This is a genomic window from Lysinibacillus sp. JK80 (assembly GCF_027557635.1).
Lineage (GTDB): Bacteria > Bacillota > Bacilli > Bacillales_A > Planococcaceae > Lysinibacillus > Lysinibacillus capsici.
The window spans coordinates 2,852,181-2,870,110 of sequence record NZ_CP058997.1 but is presented as its reverse complement, the minus strand read 5'-3'; the positions used below and the strand labels follow the sequence as shown (position 1 = coordinate 2,870,110).

At 35.7% G+C, this 17,930-nt stretch carries 14 protein-coding genes; 9 read left to right on the top strand and 5 right to left on the bottom strand.

All coding sequences use genetic code 11. The annotated features are described in order from the left end of the window. Positions 1–15: 15 nt before the first annotated feature. The gene (locus HXV90_RS14415) at positions 16–1,650 is read right to left on the bottom strand and encodes a helix-turn-helix domain-containing protein (RefSeq protein WP_269897484.1); all 1,635 of its coding nucleotides are present in this window, start codon (positions 1,648–1,650) and stop codon (positions 16–18) included. A gap of 97 nt (positions 1,651–1,747) precedes the next feature. Beyond that, the gene (locus tag HXV90_RS14410) at positions 1,748–2,704 is read right to left on the bottom strand and encodes an ABC transporter substrate-binding protein (RefSeq protein WP_269897483.1); all 957 of its coding nucleotides are present in this window, start codon (positions 2,702–2,704) and stop codon (positions 1,748–1,750) included. Positions 2,705–3,084: 380 nt separating this feature from the next. Here HXV90_RS14410 and HXV90_RS14405 point away from each other — a divergent pair, with 380 nt between their 5' ends. Beyond that, positions 3,085–3,297 (top strand): YbfB/YjiJ family MFS transporter, encoded by a 213-nt coding sequence (locus HXV90_RS14405; RefSeq protein WP_269897482.1) that lies wholly within the window; start codon positions 3,085–3,087, stop codon positions 3,295–3,297. 121 nt (positions 3,298–3,418) lie between these two features. Further along, the gene (locus HXV90_RS14400) at positions 3,419–3,556 is read left to right on the top strand and encodes a helix-turn-helix domain-containing protein (protein WP_233436282.1); all 138 of its coding nucleotides are present in this window, start codon (positions 3,419–3,421) and stop codon (positions 3,554–3,556) included. A 38-nt stretch (positions 3,557–3,594) separates the two neighbouring features. On the opposite strand, the gene HXV90_RS14395 is transcribed toward HXV90_RS14400, so the two are convergent. Next, positions 3,595–4,551 carry an ABC transporter substrate-binding protein gene (locus HXV90_RS14395; protein ID WP_269897481.1) on the bottom strand — a complete coding sequence of 319 codons (957 nt, stop codon included), beginning with the start codon at positions 4,549–4,551 and terminating at the stop codon, positions 3,595–3,597. 99 nt (positions 4,552–4,650) lie between these two features. Here HXV90_RS14395 and HXV90_RS14390 point away from each other — a divergent pair, with 99 nt between their 5' ends. The 3 genes from HXV90_RS14390 (at position 4,651) to HXV90_RS14380 (ending at position 9,364) form a co-directional block, all read left to right on the top strand. Continuing rightward, positions 4,651–6,216 (top strand): AraC family transcriptional regulator, encoded by a 1,566-nt coding sequence (locus HXV90_RS14390; RefSeq protein ID WP_269897480.1) that lies wholly within the window; start codon positions 4,651–4,653, stop codon positions 6,214–6,216. 101 nt (positions 6,217–6,317) lie between these two features. After that, positions 6,318–7,262: an ABC transporter substrate-binding protein gene (locus HXV90_RS14385; protein WP_269897479.1), complete on the top strand. Its 945-nt coding sequence runs from the start codon at positions 6,318–6,320 to the stop codon at positions 7,260–7,262. Positions 7,263–7,441: 179 nt separating this feature from the next. After that, the gene (locus HXV90_RS14380; RefSeq protein ID WP_269897478.1) at positions 7,442–9,364 is read left to right on the top strand and encodes an AraC family transcriptional regulator; all 1,923 of its coding nucleotides are present in this window, start codon (positions 7,442–7,444) and stop codon (positions 9,362–9,364) included. A gap of 198 nt (positions 9,365–9,562) precedes the next feature. Here the strand turns inward: HXV90_RS14380 and HXV90_RS14375 are convergent, their stop codons facing one another. After that, positions 9,563–10,840, bottom strand: a complete 1,278-nt coding sequence (locus tag HXV90_RS14375; protein WP_269897477.1) for a hypothetical protein — start codon at positions 10,838–10,840, stop codon at positions 9,563–9,565. A 1,363-nt stretch (positions 10,841–12,203) separates the two neighbouring features. On the opposite strand from HXV90_RS14375, the gene HXV90_RS14370 reads away from it, so the two are divergent. Continuing rightward, a complete protein-coding gene (locus HXV90_RS14370) occupies positions 12,204–12,551 on the top strand; it encodes a hypothetical protein (protein ID WP_269897476.1) in 348 nt (115 codons plus the stop codon). A 56-nt stretch (positions 12,552–12,607) separates the two neighbouring features. After that, the gene (locus HXV90_RS14365; protein WP_231595568.1) at positions 12,608–12,823 is read left to right on the top strand and encodes a hypothetical protein; all 216 of its coding nucleotides are present in this window, start codon (positions 12,608–12,610) and stop codon (positions 12,821–12,823) included. Between the two features lie 58 nt (positions 12,824–12,881). Here the strand turns inward: HXV90_RS14365 and HXV90_RS14360 are convergent, their stop codons facing one another. Beyond that, positions 12,882–14,513 carry an S-layer protein gene (locus tag HXV90_RS14360; RefSeq protein ID WP_269897475.1) on the bottom strand — a complete coding sequence of 544 codons (1,632 nt, stop codon included), beginning with the start codon at positions 14,511–14,513 and terminating at the stop codon, positions 12,882–12,884. A gap of 255 nt (positions 14,514–14,768) precedes the next feature. Between HXV90_RS14360 and HXV90_RS14355 the strand changes: the two genes are divergently transcribed. After that, positions 14,769–16,868, top strand: coding sequence for a methyl-accepting chemotaxis protein (locus HXV90_RS14355; protein WP_115673046.1), 2,100 nt, complete (start codon positions 14,769–14,771; stop codon positions 16,866–16,868). A gap of 110 nt (positions 16,869–16,978) precedes the next feature. Then, on the top strand, positions 16,979–17,908 hold the full coding sequence (locus HXV90_RS14350) for an AEC family transporter (RefSeq protein ID WP_115673045.1): 930 nt from the start codon (positions 16,979–16,981) through the stop codon (positions 17,906–17,908). The last annotated feature ends 22 nt before the right edge of the window (positions 17,909–17,930 follow it).

Sequence of the window (17,930 nt, the reverse complement as noted above, 5' to 3'; positions counted from 1 at the left end):
TTATAAGTATGAGAATTACTTGGCAGTAACCAATAGTTTTGGTAATGCACCGAGTAACTTCTCTCTTGTAAAGGCATCTCCGTAATTCCACTTTGTTGCATCCACTAAATAAGCATGGTTAGTTTGTACAGCAGGAAGTCCTTTCCACATATCGCTATTAATCAATTCCATCGTAGCCATTTGCGATTCGGGTTTATCAGATAACAACATAAAGATACGGTCACCAGCATACTGAGGTAAGTGATCTATTGGTATTTCTCTATACCCTTCGCCTGCTTGAAGTAGCTTTTTGACTTGTGGGTGAGGTTGAAAACCATCTGGATGAAAAAGAGCAGGAGATAGACCTGTACAGCCCATAATAAAAAGGCGTTTGCCATGATCAAAAGTCAAAACAGATGCTGTTTCGCCAGGCTCTATCACTGTTTGTAGCTGCTGCCACATAGTATTTTCTTGGATTTTAAAATATTCTAGCCAATCTTCTGCACGCTGTTGTTGGCTAAGCCACTGCCCTAATAAAAGAACGCGTTCCTCCAATGAATCCCAGGAATTTAGGGTAACTGTTGGTGCAATAGAAGATAGTGCTTGATATTGCTGCTCGTCATTATTTGTAAAGATAATTAAATCAGGGTTCAGCTTTGAAGATTTTTCAAGATTGATTGGAAAGGCAACATCTTGAATATAGGGAACATGGTTTTTATAGAAGGATTTACTAATAGAGTTTTTGTTACCACCTATTGGCTGCACATCAAAAATCAACATATCCCCAAACGTTTCTCCATGATAAATAACACGATGCGGTGAACGAGGAATGGCTACCTCGTGTCCTGTCCAATCTTTTACAACAGTTTTTTGTTTATATTGTCGTGCAAACTGTTTTGGAGGAATTCCAATTACCTGTCGGAAGCGGCGATTAAAATAATATTCATCATCAAATCCCACTTGCTGCGCAATATCTTTTAATGGCTCATTTGTTTGTAGTAATAATTCCTTGGCATTTGTAAGACGTAAATCTGTAATATAATCAAGCGGTTTCTTCCCAGTTAAGGTTTGGAAGATCGTACTATATTGCCATTGAGCTATACGAGCGAGTTCCGCTAGCTTTTTCACTGTTAAAGACTGTTGAAAATAGTTATGTATATAGTCGATAGTTTCTTCAACCGCCTTTGTCATTGTCAACTGGTAGTTCATATGAAGCTGATGTTCAAATAATAAATTTAAGAGTTCATACAAGACTCCTTGTTGTTTAAGAAAATCCAATTTAGGATTTAAATTATACAGATCTTCGCTAAGACGAATTAATCGTGTATACGGATAAATTGTATATTCCACTTCATCAGAAAAAATAGATCCTAGATGTGGGGAAGGGTGCTTATGTTTTAACTGAAAGGCTGAAAAGGCAATTTTATAGAAACGGTAACCATGATTTATATCCGATAAATCAATCATAGAATGGGGCTGAACAAGAAAAATTTTTCCTTTCGTCACCAAATAGGGTATATCATCAATCGTTAATGTCCCACAGCCATTTGTAAAAAGTATCATCGTATGATGAGAAGTCGAGATAAACGGAAAGCTCTGCGAAATACAGTCAATATCTTCTAAATGAAATAGTAAATCATTGTTAATAGAAGCTGATTTATTGTCTTCCATCTGTTCACTTCCTTAGTAAATGAAAATGATTATCAATTAACTGTATTGTATAAAAAGTAAAGAGACATTTCAACAAAGATGAAATGTCTCTTGTTAGTTATTTTTTTAACATAGTAGGTAATTGTGATAACAGCCATTCTCTTGTTGAGGCATCGCTATCACTTTTTTCAATATCAAATGTGTAGACATGACCGTTCTTCACTGCCGGTAGGTTCTTCCAAATTGGACTTTCCATCATTTCTTTTGTCGATTGTTTTGCTTCATCATCGACTGGTGTGAGGATGAAAATTCGATCACCAGCATATTCAGGAAGAAGTTCTGTGGAGATTTCAGCAAAGCCTGTTCCATCATTAAGAATTTTTTGTATGTTGTCGCCAGGCTTAAGCACATTTGAATCGTATAAAACTTGAGAAAGTCCAGCACGTGCCATGACAAATAATCGATCTCCTGGATAATATGTTAAAACCGATGCCGTTTCATCTGGTTTAATGATGTCATCAGCTACAAGCGACTCCCACATTTTATCCGCTTTTTCTGTATAAGCATCCATCCATTGAGTTGCTTCTTCTTTTTTATTAAGTATATCGCCCAGCTCTGTTAAACGTTGGTTTAAGGGCGCAAAAGTATCAAACACGATAGTAGGAGAGATTTTAGAAAGCTGTGAATATGTTTTTTCATCTGAAGTACCAATAATGATAAGATCAGGCTTTAATGACAATGTTTTTTCCACATTAATAGGAAAACCAACGTCCTCCACATCTTTTACGCGATCTTCCCAAGCGTAATTTGTAATCCAAGAGAAGCCAGCACCGACTGTTTTGATATTCAATGCAAGTAAATCACCGAATCCTTCTCCATGATAAACCACTCTCTCAGGATCTACAGGAATTTCAACCTCATGACCTAAATAATCCTTATAAACACGAGTGGTTGATGCTGATGTTGTTGTCTCTTCCTTCTTTGTTTCTTCATTGGTAGAACCACAAGCAGCCAGTAGGATACTAACCAGTAATAATAGGCTATAAATGAGCAAATGTCGCTTTAATTTTTTCATGTCTCTTCCTCCGTAAATGATAATCATTATCGATATAGGCTAGCATAAATTAGTCAATGGTCTAGAACAATGGATAAAATGAAAAAGGGCCATTAAGGTTTATCCAAAAATCTAACTGTAACCTTAAAATAAAATCCGTTTTACCTTATAAGTATCCTTCCATTGGTGGAGAATGGACCTTTCATTGGACTAAGATTCGTGTAATGAAAGGGGGTTAAAAATGAAAAATTATTGGATGTTTGTCATAACAGGAATGCTATTAATTGTTACAACTACGGGATTTGGTAGCATGGCATATGAAGTTATATTGCCGTTTATGCAGGAGGGAATGAATTTTACGACCACTCAATCTGGTTACTTAGTTAGGGTTAATAGGACTGGTGTTTGTTGCAAATTTCTGGTGGGCTGCCATCACACTGTTCCTTGCAGGTGCTGGGAGTGTACTTGTCTATACGCCACTACTATCGATAGCCATTAACCTGTATCCTAAGAAACGAGGTACTGTCATGGGACTGTTAATGAGTGGAGCTGGGATAGGAATGCTTTTAACAGGTTTGATGGTACCTTTCTTGCTTCATCAACTTCTGAGTTAGGTTGGAGAGGAGCATGGCTAATTTTCGCGGTTTTGACACTAATCGTCGTATTGTTAGCGTTTTGTACAATTAAGCAACCAAGTTCTATACAGAAAAACAACGTTTGGAGAAGGCATGTTATTTGTTACAAATTGGAACAATGAATATTATGGAAGTAGCGAATGCTGTTGGGTATTCTAATCCGAGTCATTTTGCAGAGGTTTTTAAGGAGAAATATGGGCTGAATCCGCGAGACTTTGTCAGATACAGATCACAATAAAACCCTTCAGCTTTTGGACAAAGCTGAAGGGACTTTTTTTACTTCACTATGCTATCCAATACATTTTCAATAATTTGGCGATTGGCAATTGCACCTGAATATAACCAACTTGAACTTGAATCGAATTCATAAACATGACCATTTTTAATGGCAGGTATATTAGCTAGCAGAGGATCGCTTAGCAATTCAGAGCTACCTGCACTATCACTGTTAATAACAAAAAGATAGTCAGCATCTATTTGAACGAATTTTTCTAAAGAAACTTGCGACCAATCACCAGCAGCAGAAGCTGACATCTCTTTCACAAGGCTTGGAGTTTGTAACCCAAGATCCTCATAAAGAACAACACCGCTAGAAGCTGTGTCACTTACCATATAGATTGAATTTTTGATATTCCAGATCACAGTGGCTGAAGGCTTCCCGACTTTGTTGTGAATTTCTTCTTTTGCTTCTTTAGCGAATTGATCATAATCTGCTAGAACTTCCTTTGCCTTATCTGTTTGACCAAAAATTTCGCCCATTTTTAATAGTTTATTGCGCCAATTATTATCCTCCGTTCCCATCACATACGTAGGTGCAATTTTGCTATATTGCTTATATTTTTCACCTTCAGCAATTTCAGGAGAACCGATTACAATTAAATCTGGATTAAAGCTTGTCACAGCTTCATAGGGAAGATCGAATTCAATTGTTGGAATATCCTTTAATGAATCCTGGAGATAGTCTTGGATAGAAGTCCCACCCTTTACGGACCATTGTGCAACGGGCTTTAAACCTAATGCTACAAGGTGATCTTCTAGATAAGGAGCTATGATGCGTTGGGGATTTTTAGGAATGGTCACTTCATGTGCTATTGAATCTGTTAATACTCGATTGGGGTTTTCTTCCTTTGCCTTCTCTATTGTGGAAGAAGATTGAGTTCCGCATGCAGTCAAAAGGATGGAAATAATTAAAATGCCAGTTAAAAAGGCATTCTTTTTTATAAATTTTTTCAAAGCTATAAGCCTCCTATTTCAATTGATTTCTATTATTCTATTTCATTATAATGAAAATGATAATCAATATCAATTTGATGTTTAGGAGATAGAGTTTAAATGTACAAAGACAATCAGCTACTGTCCCATATTTTTTATCAACCTATACAAATAGTGAAATTAAATGAAATGTTAAGTGACATAGAAACACAATTCACCTACCCATTTATGGTCATAGTATATGAGGGATATATAGAGTGTACGCTTCAAGGTAGGCACATTAGGCTTAGTTCAAATTCTGTTATGCTTTTAGATAATACTGACGATTTTCATCTTCTAGAAACATGTGAAAGCAGAGGGATCATCATTCAATATCGTGTTTATGGCTACAAAATTGATCGTTTATTGCAAGCTTCTATCTTAATTGAGCAATGCTCCTATCGACTGATGAAATTAGCTAAAGAAGTAGAAAAAGAAGCAAACACTGAGAGCAATAATCCATTTCGTTTACAAAAATTATTTGGTGAAATGCTAGAAGTGCTATACAGCCTTTTACGTGAAAATAATCAAAAAAAAGAAGGACTATGGATTGATAAAGTACTTCATTATATTCATCTACATTTCCGTGAAGAATTAACAAGAGAGCAGATGGCCAAAAAAGCACAAGTAAGTCCAGAGCATTTTTCTCGGACGTTTCATAAGCACACAGGCTATACATATAGTGAATATTTAACATTGCTAAGAATACGAGAATCACAGAAAAGGCTATTGTTTACAATGCCTAAATTAGATGAGCTTGCCGAGGAAGTTGGCTACAATGAGGGAACTTATTTAAGTCGGAAATTTAAAGAAAAAGTAGGTGTATCACCAACAGTCTATTATCAGAAATCGAAGCGTGTCCTTGCACTCAATACCAATCATACAGCATGCTTACTAGCTCTTGGTATTACGCCGGTGTTGGGTGTATACTCTCCATTTCTAGAGGGTATCAAGCCTGTCCCTAATACGCATAAACTGAAAGGCTATGAGTATGATATTGCTTCAAATTATCAGGCAATCACCGAAGCGTGTCCTGATATCATTATTAACTACAGTGGTGGTGATGAAAAACCATTATTACTGTCAGTAGCTCCTATATTCGAGCTACCATGTAGAGAATTAAGCTGGCGAGAGCAATTTGGGTTGATTGCCCATATCGTTGATAGACAAGAAGTATGTAAGAGCTGGCTCCAGCAATATGATGAACAGATAGCTCAGTGTAACGATATTCTTGACCAACAACATGGAGCAAGAGGGACTGCTATTGTTTGGGAAATAGGTAGTCATCAAGCATATTGTTTAAATAGTAGTCATGGAAGAGGGAGTCATATACTGTACGAAGATTTGGGCTTTAGTCGACCAGCTGCGATTGTCACACGAAATATTGAACAAACAGGTTACTTAACAGTAGATATTGAAGATATTGCTTATTTTCAAGCTGATTATATATTCGTCACTGCTCTTCCTACAAAAGATTTTGGAAAAGAGCATCTCTTGAGGGTATTACATTCGGAAAAATGGCAGTCACTTACAGCGGTTCAAAAGAAACAGGTGTACTTTTTGAATCAGTATGAATTATTTTATGGCTATGACCCATTATCTACAGCTATGCAATTACAAAAATTAATGGAAGTATTAACATCATAAATATACAGAGCAACAAATCACTTTCATACATAGACAGTTATTTTACAATCTTCTACAATTAGTGAGAATGATTATCAACTGGTATGTATGGAGGGAAAAAATTGCTGACACAAAATAGAAAATTCATAGCGCCACTATTTCTTTTAATATTACTTCTGTTAACGGCTTGTGGAGAAAAGGAGAAAAATTCTAGTCCGACTACAGTGCAAGATACAAAAGAAGCAGAGGCAAAAACTGTTCAGACGACAAATGGTGAAGTTGTTATTCCGACTAGTCCTCAGCGTATTGTAGCAGAGGAGTATATTGCAAGTTTGCTTGTATTAGATGTAAAACCTGTGGGGGCTCCTGGGTTGGCACTTGAAAACTATTATTTAAAGAATGCATTAAAAGATGTAGAAGAAATCGGTGACTATGGGAAACCGTCGATTGAGAAGATTATCGCGCTCAAACCTGATTTGATTATTACTGGCAATGGGGAAAATTATGATGCTTTAAGTAAAATTGCTCCTACAGTTGTCATTCCCTTTGGTGAATTAAAGGATGCGCACGAAGAACTTACTTATTTCGGTGAGTTGCTTGGCAAAGAGCAAGAAGCTAAGGATTGGCTTACGCAATATGATCAAAAGATTGCCGATGCCAAAGCACAGGTAGATGCGATTATTCCAAAGGATGCAAGCTTCTCTATTATGGAGGACGCAGGCAAAACGTATTATGCATATGGTGATAATTTTGGACGTGGTGGGCAACCAGTCTATCAGGCACTTGGTCGCAAACCACCTGCTAAAGTAGCAGATGAAATGATGGAAAAGCAGTGGGCTGAAATTTCCGAAGAGGTGCTGGCAGATTATGCAGGAGACTACATTATTTTGACTTCAGATGATCGTACAGTTGAAGATTTTAAGAAAGATCCAATATGGGGTAGCTTGCCAGCAGTAAAAAATGATCATCTTTATGTTTGGCCTGAGGAGCGTTCATGGTATTATGACCCAACAGCCGTGTTGGCTCAGGTAGAGGAATTAACAAACTGGCTCACGAATAAAAAATAAGCTAAATAATTGAAAATGCTAGTACAACATACTAAATAAAATTAAATGAAATTCCATAAAATCACTCAGGCATTGGATTGTTTGAGTGATTTTTCTATGCTTATACAGGTTTATATTGAGAACGATTATCAATTATAATAAACTTGTAGGTAGTGAAGAATTGGAAGGAATGATGTAGGATGCTACCAAAAGAGGAGTTTCTATTTCTTTGGAATCACGCAACGATCAAAGTGCTCGATATAAGATATGAGCTATTCAAACCTGAGGAAATCGGAAAATCATATAAATTGCCTGCAAATATGTTTCTTTATGCCACAGGTGGTGGTGCGGAAGTTCAAATCGATTTAATAAACTATACACTAGAGGGCTTTCATCTTATTCACGGTGGAAAGGGCACCACACTACAAATAATGGCTACAGACAAAGGCTTTGAATATTTTTTAATATTTTATCGAGCTTCCATTCCTTTAACCTCAAATAAAATGATAGCAAGGGCGTTACAAACAAATAATCCTTTCAACTATCAATACAGTCTTGTTCCTAACTCGCCTATTACAATGTTTGAAAAAATATATTTTATGTATAAGAAGTGGGAAAATGCCAATAGCCTCAGCAAATTTACTGTTAAATCGCTATTCTATCAATTATTAAATGAAATTTTCATGCAGCTAGATCAGGACAGTGTCGACATTCAAAAACTAAATGTCTCTAGTCAAATTAAAGCCTATCTAGAGCAAAATTATGCACAGCCATTGACCTTAGAATCCATTGCGAGGGCATTGCGCTATAGTCCATCTCATTTATCCATTCAATTCAAGCAACAATTAGGTTGCAGCCCGATTGAATATTTAATTCAACTACGGATTGAAAAAGCTTCTATTTTGCTTGAGAAGACGAATGCTAGCTTACGCGATATCGCTATGGGTGTGGGCTATAGTGATGTCTATTATTTTAGTAGACTTTTCAAAAAGAGAGTAGGCGTTTCTCCTACAAAATTCCGTCAAAAGCAAAAAGTAAGTGATCTGATAAAAGATAGTCCTTCAATGTCTGAAAGATACTCCATTGTCGATTGGAGCTTCCAAGATTATATTGAGAATGGTTATCAATATAATGAAAGGAAGTATGAACCAATGAATAAAAGAGGTTTATCAGCTTTTACAACACTCTTTCTATGTCTGACGCTTTTATTAAGTGCTTGCAGTAGTGGGGCATCAACCAGTACACAGGGCGGGGAAAAACAAGCCTCTACCACTCAAACAGTAAGCGAATCACAAACAAAAACTGTCTCTACTATGAAAGGAGACGTAGAAATACCTGTTAACCCTGAGCGAGTAGTGGTGATGTATTATACAGGTGATGTACTAGCATTTGATGTGACACCAGTGGGTTCTTCTAAAATACAAGAGGGAGCAGCATTTGAGGAAGAATTAAAAACAGTTGAAAGTTTAGGTGAATGGTTTGAACCAAATGTCGAGGCAGTAATCCAATTAAAACCTGATGTCATCATTATCCCAAGTAAGAATGAGCTTTACGATCAAATGGAGAAAATTGCACCTACTGTCATGATCGATTTCTCAACCTCTCTAGATGAACGTTTAACAAAGATTGGTGAAGTACTAGGGAAAGAGAAAGAAGCAAAAGAGCTTTTAGCTAATTTCTATACAAAAGTAGAGGATAGCCAAGAGAAGCTAGAAGAGGCAGGTATTTCAGATAGAACGGTTAGTATTATGGAAGGCGGCAAAGGAAAAATGTCTGTTGTAACAAGCTATACCTTTGGACGTGGTTCTCAAGCTATTTATGAGTATTTAGGAATAAAAGCACCAGATATTATTCAAAAGAAAATAGATGATAAAAACAACACCAATGAGGCAATCGATGTTTCATTAGAAGTATTAACAGATTATGCAGGAGATTATGTGTTCCGCTCATCTTATGAAGGAATGGTAGATTTAACAGATCATCCAGTTTGGGCTAACATTCCTGCCATTAAAGAAGGAAGGCTTATCGAAATGGATTTTGGTTTTTGTTACTACAACGACATTTATTCATTATCAAAACAGCTAGATTTCATTGTGGATCAACTAGTTGCTACAACTAAATAAGTTAAAAATGGATGGTTTACCTCATAAATGTTTATTGATACATCACATCTATGGATCGATTATATTTTTATTTACGATGAGATAAGTTTGATTATTTGACTTTGTCTATTCTTTTTTAAAGTGAACTTGTAATAATAGAGATTATTTTTCAAAAAGAAAGCACTAAAGAAACCAACATTGTTTCTTTAGTGCTTTAATTTAATTTCTTACGATTTGGAACGTGCCAGGAGTAGTAGTTTGGATAATATGACGATTTCCACTGATGATAAAGTCAGCTGGAACTTGCTTGCCAAAACCATTTGAGCGATTGAAGGAAGAATTGGCTGGTAAGCCTTCTATAATGATTTCCATATTAGCATCAAAAGTTACTGGTTCTTTGTTTAATGTTGCTATAAGTGTAATGCGATTGCCCCTTTTTGTAACTTGAATGTCCATCACCCCTTCATCTTCATTCACAAGTGTATAAAGTGGAGGAATGATAATGGTCATTTTGTCTTTTGTTGTTAGAATAAAACGTTCCGTGTCATTTTCTGATGCGGCTACATTAATTTTGGCTTTATAGATATTTTTATTTTTTGTCATAGCTGTAGTTTTCCCTGGGACAGCTGCTGCATCAGATAAAACAGGTGTTTTAGGGATGTTATCTTTTGTAGGAAGTGTGTGTTTTCCTTGTACAAAATCCACTAAAGTCCATACATTTGGGACGAGTTGCTGTTGAACAGGTGTTAATGCTTCAAAAGAAGTTTTGACTGCCTGCACATCCTGAGCTGTCGATGTTTTTGGTGATAAAGCTGCAATAGCGTTTTCAACTTCTTTAGCTGCTGCCTTATCCTTTACAACCAGCTGTTCTGCATCAAGTAATTGTTGCTCGATACCTACAGGTAAAGAAATATTTGAAAACCTACGTAATGCATTAAGCTCTGCTCGGGCATTGGCTACATCTTTATGGAACGAGAGACGAGATGAATTAATCAATTGAATTTTATTAACCACCTTGTCAACAGATGTATTTGGCGCGATATAGGAAGTTAGAATTTTTTGCGCAGATGCACTTACAAAGGTTTTTTGCGCTGCATTCAGGGTATTATACCAATCTTTTGTTTCAATAACATTTTGATAATAATTAGAGGACGTAGAATCCACAGAATACAATTTCTCTTCAATTTGTGCTGCAAGCTTACGATAAGCAATTCTTGTCTGCTGATGTGCTGACAATGTGGAGTAGTTCGTAACATACTGTTTTTCTGTTTCCGTTAAAGCATTGTAAGCCTTCAAAGCTGCCTCTAAATTTGTTTGGAAAGTAGCAGTTGTATTGTTAATGTTGTTAATTAGTTGTACAACATTTGCCACGTTAGCATTGTAGCTAGCAAGTATGTAGGCTGGCTTTGATATTTCAGTAGCCGATGCTGGCGCGCTGTAAAGAAGGGAGGGAACTGCCAATAAAGACAGTAATACTAATTTTTTTTTATTTTTCATATGATGAGAAACCTCCTATTTCCATAATAATTATAGATAAAATTGGCCTCGGTTCGCAGAGGTTTATCCAATATATGGTGTTGTTTTAATTTTATCATAGCCTAGGATATTTTTAAGCATTTTTAGATGAATAGGTAGATAGTTGATAGTTTTTTTGCCTATCTTTCGACTCTAAGTGAAATACTCATTGTGACTTATTGAAACAAATCGTACAGCCAATTTCATTAAGGGCTTAGATGATGATAGCTTCAACCCAAATGCATCCTTAACACAAGCCAAGCAGTTGTGGTGATGAACCGTATGTTTGAGAGCGGGTGTGTGAGGAGGCCACAAATTCTCACTTTTATTTTATCAAGATGTGACAGAACAGCTTTCAAAATATTAAATATTAGTGGCAAGAGGTGCTTGTTAATGTTTAGAAATTGTTGAGGAGGTTATGTTAATTTTTTATTGTTGTGATTATTGTGAGAATCATAGCGTACAATTTGAAGAGGGACTAGATATGCTATTATCTAGTTCTTTTATTTTTTAGTAAGGGATTGCTAAATTTATGAACGATATCTACAAGTAAGTTATGTTGGTATGGTGGCTGTTTTATTGAATTACTTAACTTGTTCAGGATTTGTTTAGAAAAGTGTAGTAAGCTATTATTTGTAATCTTGTCAATGTCTTAAATCTTAAATAAACCGAGAAAGACTTGGCTTTTTTGTAAGCCTAGTCTTTTTTGGTTACTAAAAATGAATATTATCCTAATTCAAAAATCAGCTTATTGGAATGAGCCTCCTTCTTGTAATAGTAAAATGCTATGCTGAATAGCATTTTTCACAAGAGTTTGTATCGACAATGGAGGAACAAATAGCTTTATTTTTGGGGGTACGGCCTATATGATTTGTACTCTGTCACCAAAGCGTATTTGTTCTATAGGCGCGTCAAGTTTTAATTCGTAGTCAATCGGTACAGTTAAATCGACATTCTAAAATCAAAGCTCATTTATAGATAATCACTAAAGGCGAGTAACAATTCCTCCATCTTCTCTCATTATCAACACCATGTTAGGAAATAATAGAATTCAGTGTATTAAAGAAAAAACGGATCGGAGCAGCTAAAATAAATAATAATAGGTAGCACAAATCAATGGTTTGAATTCGCATATTTTCCTTCATCAATTCAGGTAGGAATAAAAATAGAAAAACTAAGCATACTGCTAATTAAGTTCCTTTAGAAAATCTCCTAAAATTATTTCTCTATTAAAGCCACCTTGTATATAGTGATTGGCATGAATGCCATAATAATGTCGCTTTCGGTGGTATTTAGCGTAAAATAATATGTAACAGGTCTATTTATAGGAGCATCCTTTGCTTACATGCTAGAGCATAAAAATGAAATGATTTTCCGTGATACGCTTCTAGAGTTATTTTGGCCAGAGTCTGATGTTGATAAAGCATCAAAACAGCTTTATACAGCCACTTATACCATACGGAAAACATTAAAAAACTATTGGGTTGAGGGCGTGAAGATTTTAAGTCCATTGCTGAGTTCTGGCTACAAACTAGTAGTTGAAAATATTGTAGTGGAAGTAGAACAATGGCTATCTCGCTTAAAATCATTACCTTCAATACAGCAGACAACAGTCGATGAACATGAACAAGTATTCCAGATGTATACGGGTGATTATTTAGGAGACTGTGGTTGCACCATGCTCAGCGACTAAGCGAATTTTACATAAGAAATGAAAGTTACAATGCTGCTATAAAGGTGCAGGAAAAAGTGCAAGAACTATACGTTGATGCAGAAGATAACTATTTTACTTTAATGAAGCTTTATGAGCTACTGAGTAATTCAGCTGCCGTTGAGGAGCAATACTGGCTGTTAAAAAAGATGCTTCAAGAGCACTTGGCAGTGGAACTAAGTGAGGAGGTTGAGGTTTGGTATCGTAGATGGAAGCAGGCAAATGCTATAATACAAGTAGATGCTTTTAACTAGATAGTTTTTTAAACAGGACTCTGTAGCTTTCAGAGTCCTGTTTTTAACTTCAAACAGCCTAATTTTTACCTGGCTTATACTGTCCCGTGTAGGTAGAAATCGCACTATTTAATTGATCTACCGCATATGAAACATCCGATTGAGTCGAATTGCTATTAACTAAAAGTGATTCAGCGTGTGAAATGGCTGAGTTAAAAATATACCACTCATTGTATGTTGTCCAATTAGTAGTTGATGGTATACCTATCCCATTTTCTGAAACCATCACGTACATATCTTTTGCATGATTTACAAGTGATTGTAGATAAGTTTTATCAACATATTGTCCACTATTTCCAGGTTTATAGGCATTCTTATAAGTCCAAATAGCATTATTTAAATTATTGATAGCATTGGCAATATCTGCTTGAGTAGCATAATAATTATTTACGACTGCTTGAGCAGATGAAACAGCAGAATCAATTGCGTTTTTCTCTGATTGAGTAGTCCATTGAGAATTATATGGAATATTCGATCCATCCCAAGACACTGTAACATATTGAATAGAATTAATTAAAGACTGTAGTGATGCCTTATCACCGTAGCCATACTTTGTGCCATTCTTTTGTGCAGCCTGGTAGACTACCAGTGCATTTTTATATTGAATGATGGCGTTCTTCACTTGTTCTTGAGAGGCGCTATTATTGTTCGCTACAGCTCTTGCAGTCACTACAGCAGAATCAAATACTGCACGGTCTGTATGTGTTGTCCATTTATCCGTATTTAATATATCATAGCCGTTTACAGATACTTGTACATATGGCGGGGATGCAATTAGTGCATTAAGTTCTTTTTTATCAATGACAGGGAGCGTTACTGAGATACGGCTATCGTTCACCTGTACATTATTTACTAGATGCCCTGAATCTAAAGCTACTTTAGCTCCATCTTTTACAACGATTTGCTCAATTTTACCTTCTCCATAAAGGTTGAAATCTTTTGTTACATCAATTGTAAGTTTTTCAATATTAGCCATTGCTCCAAAGGATTCTACTTTGCCTACTACCTCTACTTTGGAAAGAAGTTGATCAGACGATACGTTGACTTTAGTACGGGCTAAATTGATGTTTGATGATTTCATATCGATTAAAGTAACGTATAGCCAACTTACCTTTTTCGTTACAATTGGTTTTAGTGTAATTGTTTCACTTACTACTACATCATCAAGTGTAACAGCTTTTTTTACTCTGTTTGTAATGATAAGCTGACCATCCACACTAACGTTTTGAACTTTTACATAGTCCGCGTTAACAGTGAGGTCTCCAGAGATTTGTGCGTTACCTCCATCAAAATAAACAGATTTTTTGCTAATACCTGCTTTGTTTAATATTAATGCTGTAACGTCGGTAATTTGTCCGTTTTTCACGACAATAGTTGCTCGGGCATTGGATAATGCTGTTTTATTTGATGTATTGAATAGGGGCTTTAATGCAGATTGAATTCTAAATGTACCGTTAGATGTTATCACAGTATCTTTTGTTATATTTTTGATCGTTACGGATTCACCTATTACCTTTTTGGCTGCTGCCACCTGTGTCTCATATAAATTTGATTGTATTTGAGATATTGTGGCACTTGCCGTAGACATTGGTAATACTAGTGTTGCTGTAATAGCCGTGACCATTAATGTTGATAGCGCTTTATTTTTCAATTTAAGTCACTCCAATCATTCTATTTAATAGTTAATATATCATATTTTTCCATAATTTAGAATTAGAAGAGGATGTTTTACTATGAATCTCCATTCAAATAAGTCATTAGTCCTTTATATTGAAAAATAAATGTTTGGTGAAGTATCGGTATTTTTCTCTATAATTCTGTAAATTTTCTACTTTATTCGCTAAATATTTTATTGTGATACAATCATCCATCCATTATTATTAGTATAAAAGTGGGGGTGTTAGTTATGAAAAAATCAAGAGGAATTGCCTTAAAACTTTCTTCCCTTATAATAGGATTATTTCTTATTTTATTTTTATCCTATACTGTCATAACGGGGATTATTATAAAAAAGCAAAGTGTTGAAGACGCAGAGCATGGAACATTACAATCGGCTGAATCTTCTGCAGCTATTATGAGTGAAAGATTTAAGAAAGCCAATACGACATTACAAACAACAAAGCGTATCATAGAAAGCATGGAGAAGAATAATACGTTGTCTACCAAGGGTGTCATAGACGTAATGGAAAACAATTTAGCTAGCAATAATGACATTCTTGGAGTAGGAGCAATCTTTGAGCAAGATTCTATTATTTTAGAACCAACTGAAGCTGCTTTAGTAGATACTAAAAAACGTTTTATCCCTTATTTAAGTAAGAACGGAAATGATATCTCGACTGCTCTAATCGAAGGTATTGATGATAAGAGTATTTCTGAATGGTATTGGGTACCAAAAGAAGAGAGACGTGCAGTTTTGACAGAGCCCTATGATTATAATGTAAACGGCCAATCCGTATTAATGACAACCATTTCAGTGCCATTAATCAATGCTTCCGGGACATTTTTCGGTGTATTGACTGCCGATGTATCAATAGATTTTTTAAATGATTTAACAAAATCGAATGCCCCAGAAGGCGGTTATGCGGCAATTATTACGAATAAAGGTGTGCTAACAGCTAACAGTTTTGGTGATGAGCTAGTTGGGCGCAATATGCAAGAGGATCCTACTTGGACAAGTATTAGTAAGACAATGGAAAATGGTGAACTAACAAGTATGTACGTTGACTCTAATCAACTGAAGGAAAAGGCCTATAATGTTTTTGCTCCAATGATTTTAGAGGGTATTGACGAAACATGGACTGTTCAAGTCGTGTTAGCTGAATCAAAGATTCTAGAAACATATAATCATGTATTTGTATTTACGATTATTGCTTCCATTATTATGGTGGTTTTGATGACAGCTGCAAGTGTGTTATTCATCTATAAACAATTAAAACCACTTAAATTTTTACGTGCATCGATTGAAACTGCAGCCGAAGGGGATTTAACACAAAAGGTAGAAGAGCGATATATTAAGCCTGATGAAATTGGTGCAGTTGCTGTGGCCTATAATAATATGTTAGATAAAACCAATAGTGCGATTCAAACTGTACTAAATTCCGCGAGGTTATTGAACCAATCTTCTAATCAGGTAAATGAGGCATTTAATGAGGTAGTTGCTTCTAGTCAGGAGGTTTCCGTAGCTATCAACGAGATTGCACAAGGAGCTTCGAAGCAATCAGAGGATACAGAAGAAACAAATTATCGAATGATGGATTTATCAGATCAGATTGATGCTATTACGGCTCTTTCTAATGAAATGGATGAGCTATCTCATAAAACAGGTGTAACAACGGAAAAAGGATTGCATGAGGTTGAAAGTTTAAGAGAACGTAATATGGAGACAAATGAAATGAATGGGCGTATCCAGCAGCAAATGGAATCATTAGCTTCTAATATTGCCAATATTAATCAGATTATTGCTTCGATTCAAAGCATTACCGAGCAGACTAATCTGCTAGCTTTAAATGCAAGTATTGAGGCTGCACGTGCTGGTGAACATGGTAAAGGATTTGCTGTAGTTGCAGAGGAAGTTAGAAAGCTAGCAGAACAATCTAAGAATGAAACAGAAATTATTAAGAGTACAGTAGAAAGTATTCTTGAAAATTCTCAGCAGACGGTTGCTGTGATTGCATCTAATGCAGATTTAATGCAATCTCAAAATGAGTCCGTACAAAGCACGCAACTAGCATTTAAAGATAGCAGTGATTTGTCGGGTTCAATTGCAAATTCTATTAGTGATTTAATGAATAAACTATCTAGCATGTTAGAGCATAAAAATCAGGCAATCATGGCTATCCAAAGTATTTCGGCTATTTCAGAGCAAACAGCAGCCTCTGCGGAACAAGTAAGTGCTTCTGCAATGGATCAACAAGTAGAATTACAAAAAGTAGCAGAGTCTATTCAAAATATGAACGATATTTCAAACGAGCTACAAGAAGTTGTAAACCGATTTAAGCTTGCTTAAAAAGAAAGGCTGCCTTCAATATAGAGGCAGTCTTCTTTATGGTGAAAGCCGGAGAAATTGACCTAGAAGGAATTCAACACTACTATTAACACTGGAAGGGGGACATTGATATGATATATCTCGGAATGATTTTCTTTCAAATTGTTGTACCTATTTTAGTGTTACTTGTAATAGGCGCTATACTACAAAAGAAATTTCGCTTTAATTTAAAAGCATTGTCTCAGCTTATTACATATTGCTTTATGCCAGCAGCTGTTTTTGTAAATTTATATGAAACACATGTGGAATTAACTGTACTGGGAGAGGTCGGATTATTTATTGTACTCTTTATCGGTAGTCAAATGATACTCAGTCACTTTATGGCAAAAGGGTTAGGTTTAGCTAGAACAGAGGCAGCTGTCTTTAAAAATAGTGTTGTGCTCATTAACTCGGGTAATTACGGTATTCCAGTGGCTCAAATGATATTTGCCACGCAACCTATTGGAGTAGCCATTCAGGTCATGCTCGTAATCTTTCAAAATATGACTACGTATACATATGGTTTATACAATTTAATTTCTTCTACAAAGTCAGGTATGACAATCATCAAGGATTTCTTTAAAATGCCTATTATTCATGCGCTTATTATAGGTGTCGCTATGAATTATTTTGATATCGGTATTCCACAGTTTATCAAAATACCAGTAGAACATGTGGCAGATGGATTTATTGCTGTGGCTCTAATTACTTTAGGTGCGCAATTATCACAATTAGAGATGAAATCAATGTTTAATAAAACCGTCTTTATCAGCTGTTTGACGCGATTAATTATTGGACCATCTGTTGCATTGGCCATTATTTATATATTGGGATTAGATGGAGTCGTCGCACAATCACTGTTTATAGCTAGTGCTTTTCCAACATCCCGCAATAGTTCTAGTCTAGCATTGGAATATGATGTAGAATCAGCAACAGCCGCGCAAGCTGTTTTATTTTCAACCATTGTAAGCTGTATAACTGTAACCATTGTGATCTATTTTGCAGAAGTATTATTTACCTAGTAAGATAAAAAATAGCTTCCAT

Coding starts and splice junctions, on each gene's coding strand:
- HXV90_RS14380 (WP_269897478.1), top strand. CDS start 7,442: ATGCTACCAAAAGAGGAGTTTCTATTTCTTTGGAATCACGCAACGATC.
- HXV90_RS14415 (WP_269897484.1), bottom strand. CDS start 1,650: ATGGAAGACAATAAATCAGCTTCTATTAACAATGATTTACTATTTCAT.
- HXV90_RS14375 (WP_269897477.1), bottom strand. CDS start 10,840: ATGAAAAATAAAAAAAAATTAGTATTACTGTCTTTATTGGCAGTTCCC.
- HXV90_RS14370 (WP_269897476.1), top strand. CDS start 12,204: ATGCTAGAGCATAAAAATGAAATGATTTTCCGTGATACGCTTCTAGAG.
- HXV90_RS14355 (WP_115673046.1), top strand. CDS start 14,769: ATGAAAAAATCAAGAGGAATTGCCTTAAAACTTTCTTCCCTTATAATA.
- HXV90_RS14350 (WP_115673045.1), top strand. CDS start 16,979: ATGATATATCTCGGAATGATTTTCTTTCAAATTGTTGTACCTATTTTA.
- HXV90_RS14390 (WP_269897480.1), top strand. CDS start 4,651: ATGTACAAAGACAATCAGCTACTGTCCCATATTTTTTATCAACCTATA.
- HXV90_RS14410 (WP_269897483.1), bottom strand. CDS start 2,704: ATGAAAAAATTAAAGCGACATTTGCTCATTTATAGCCTATTATTACTG.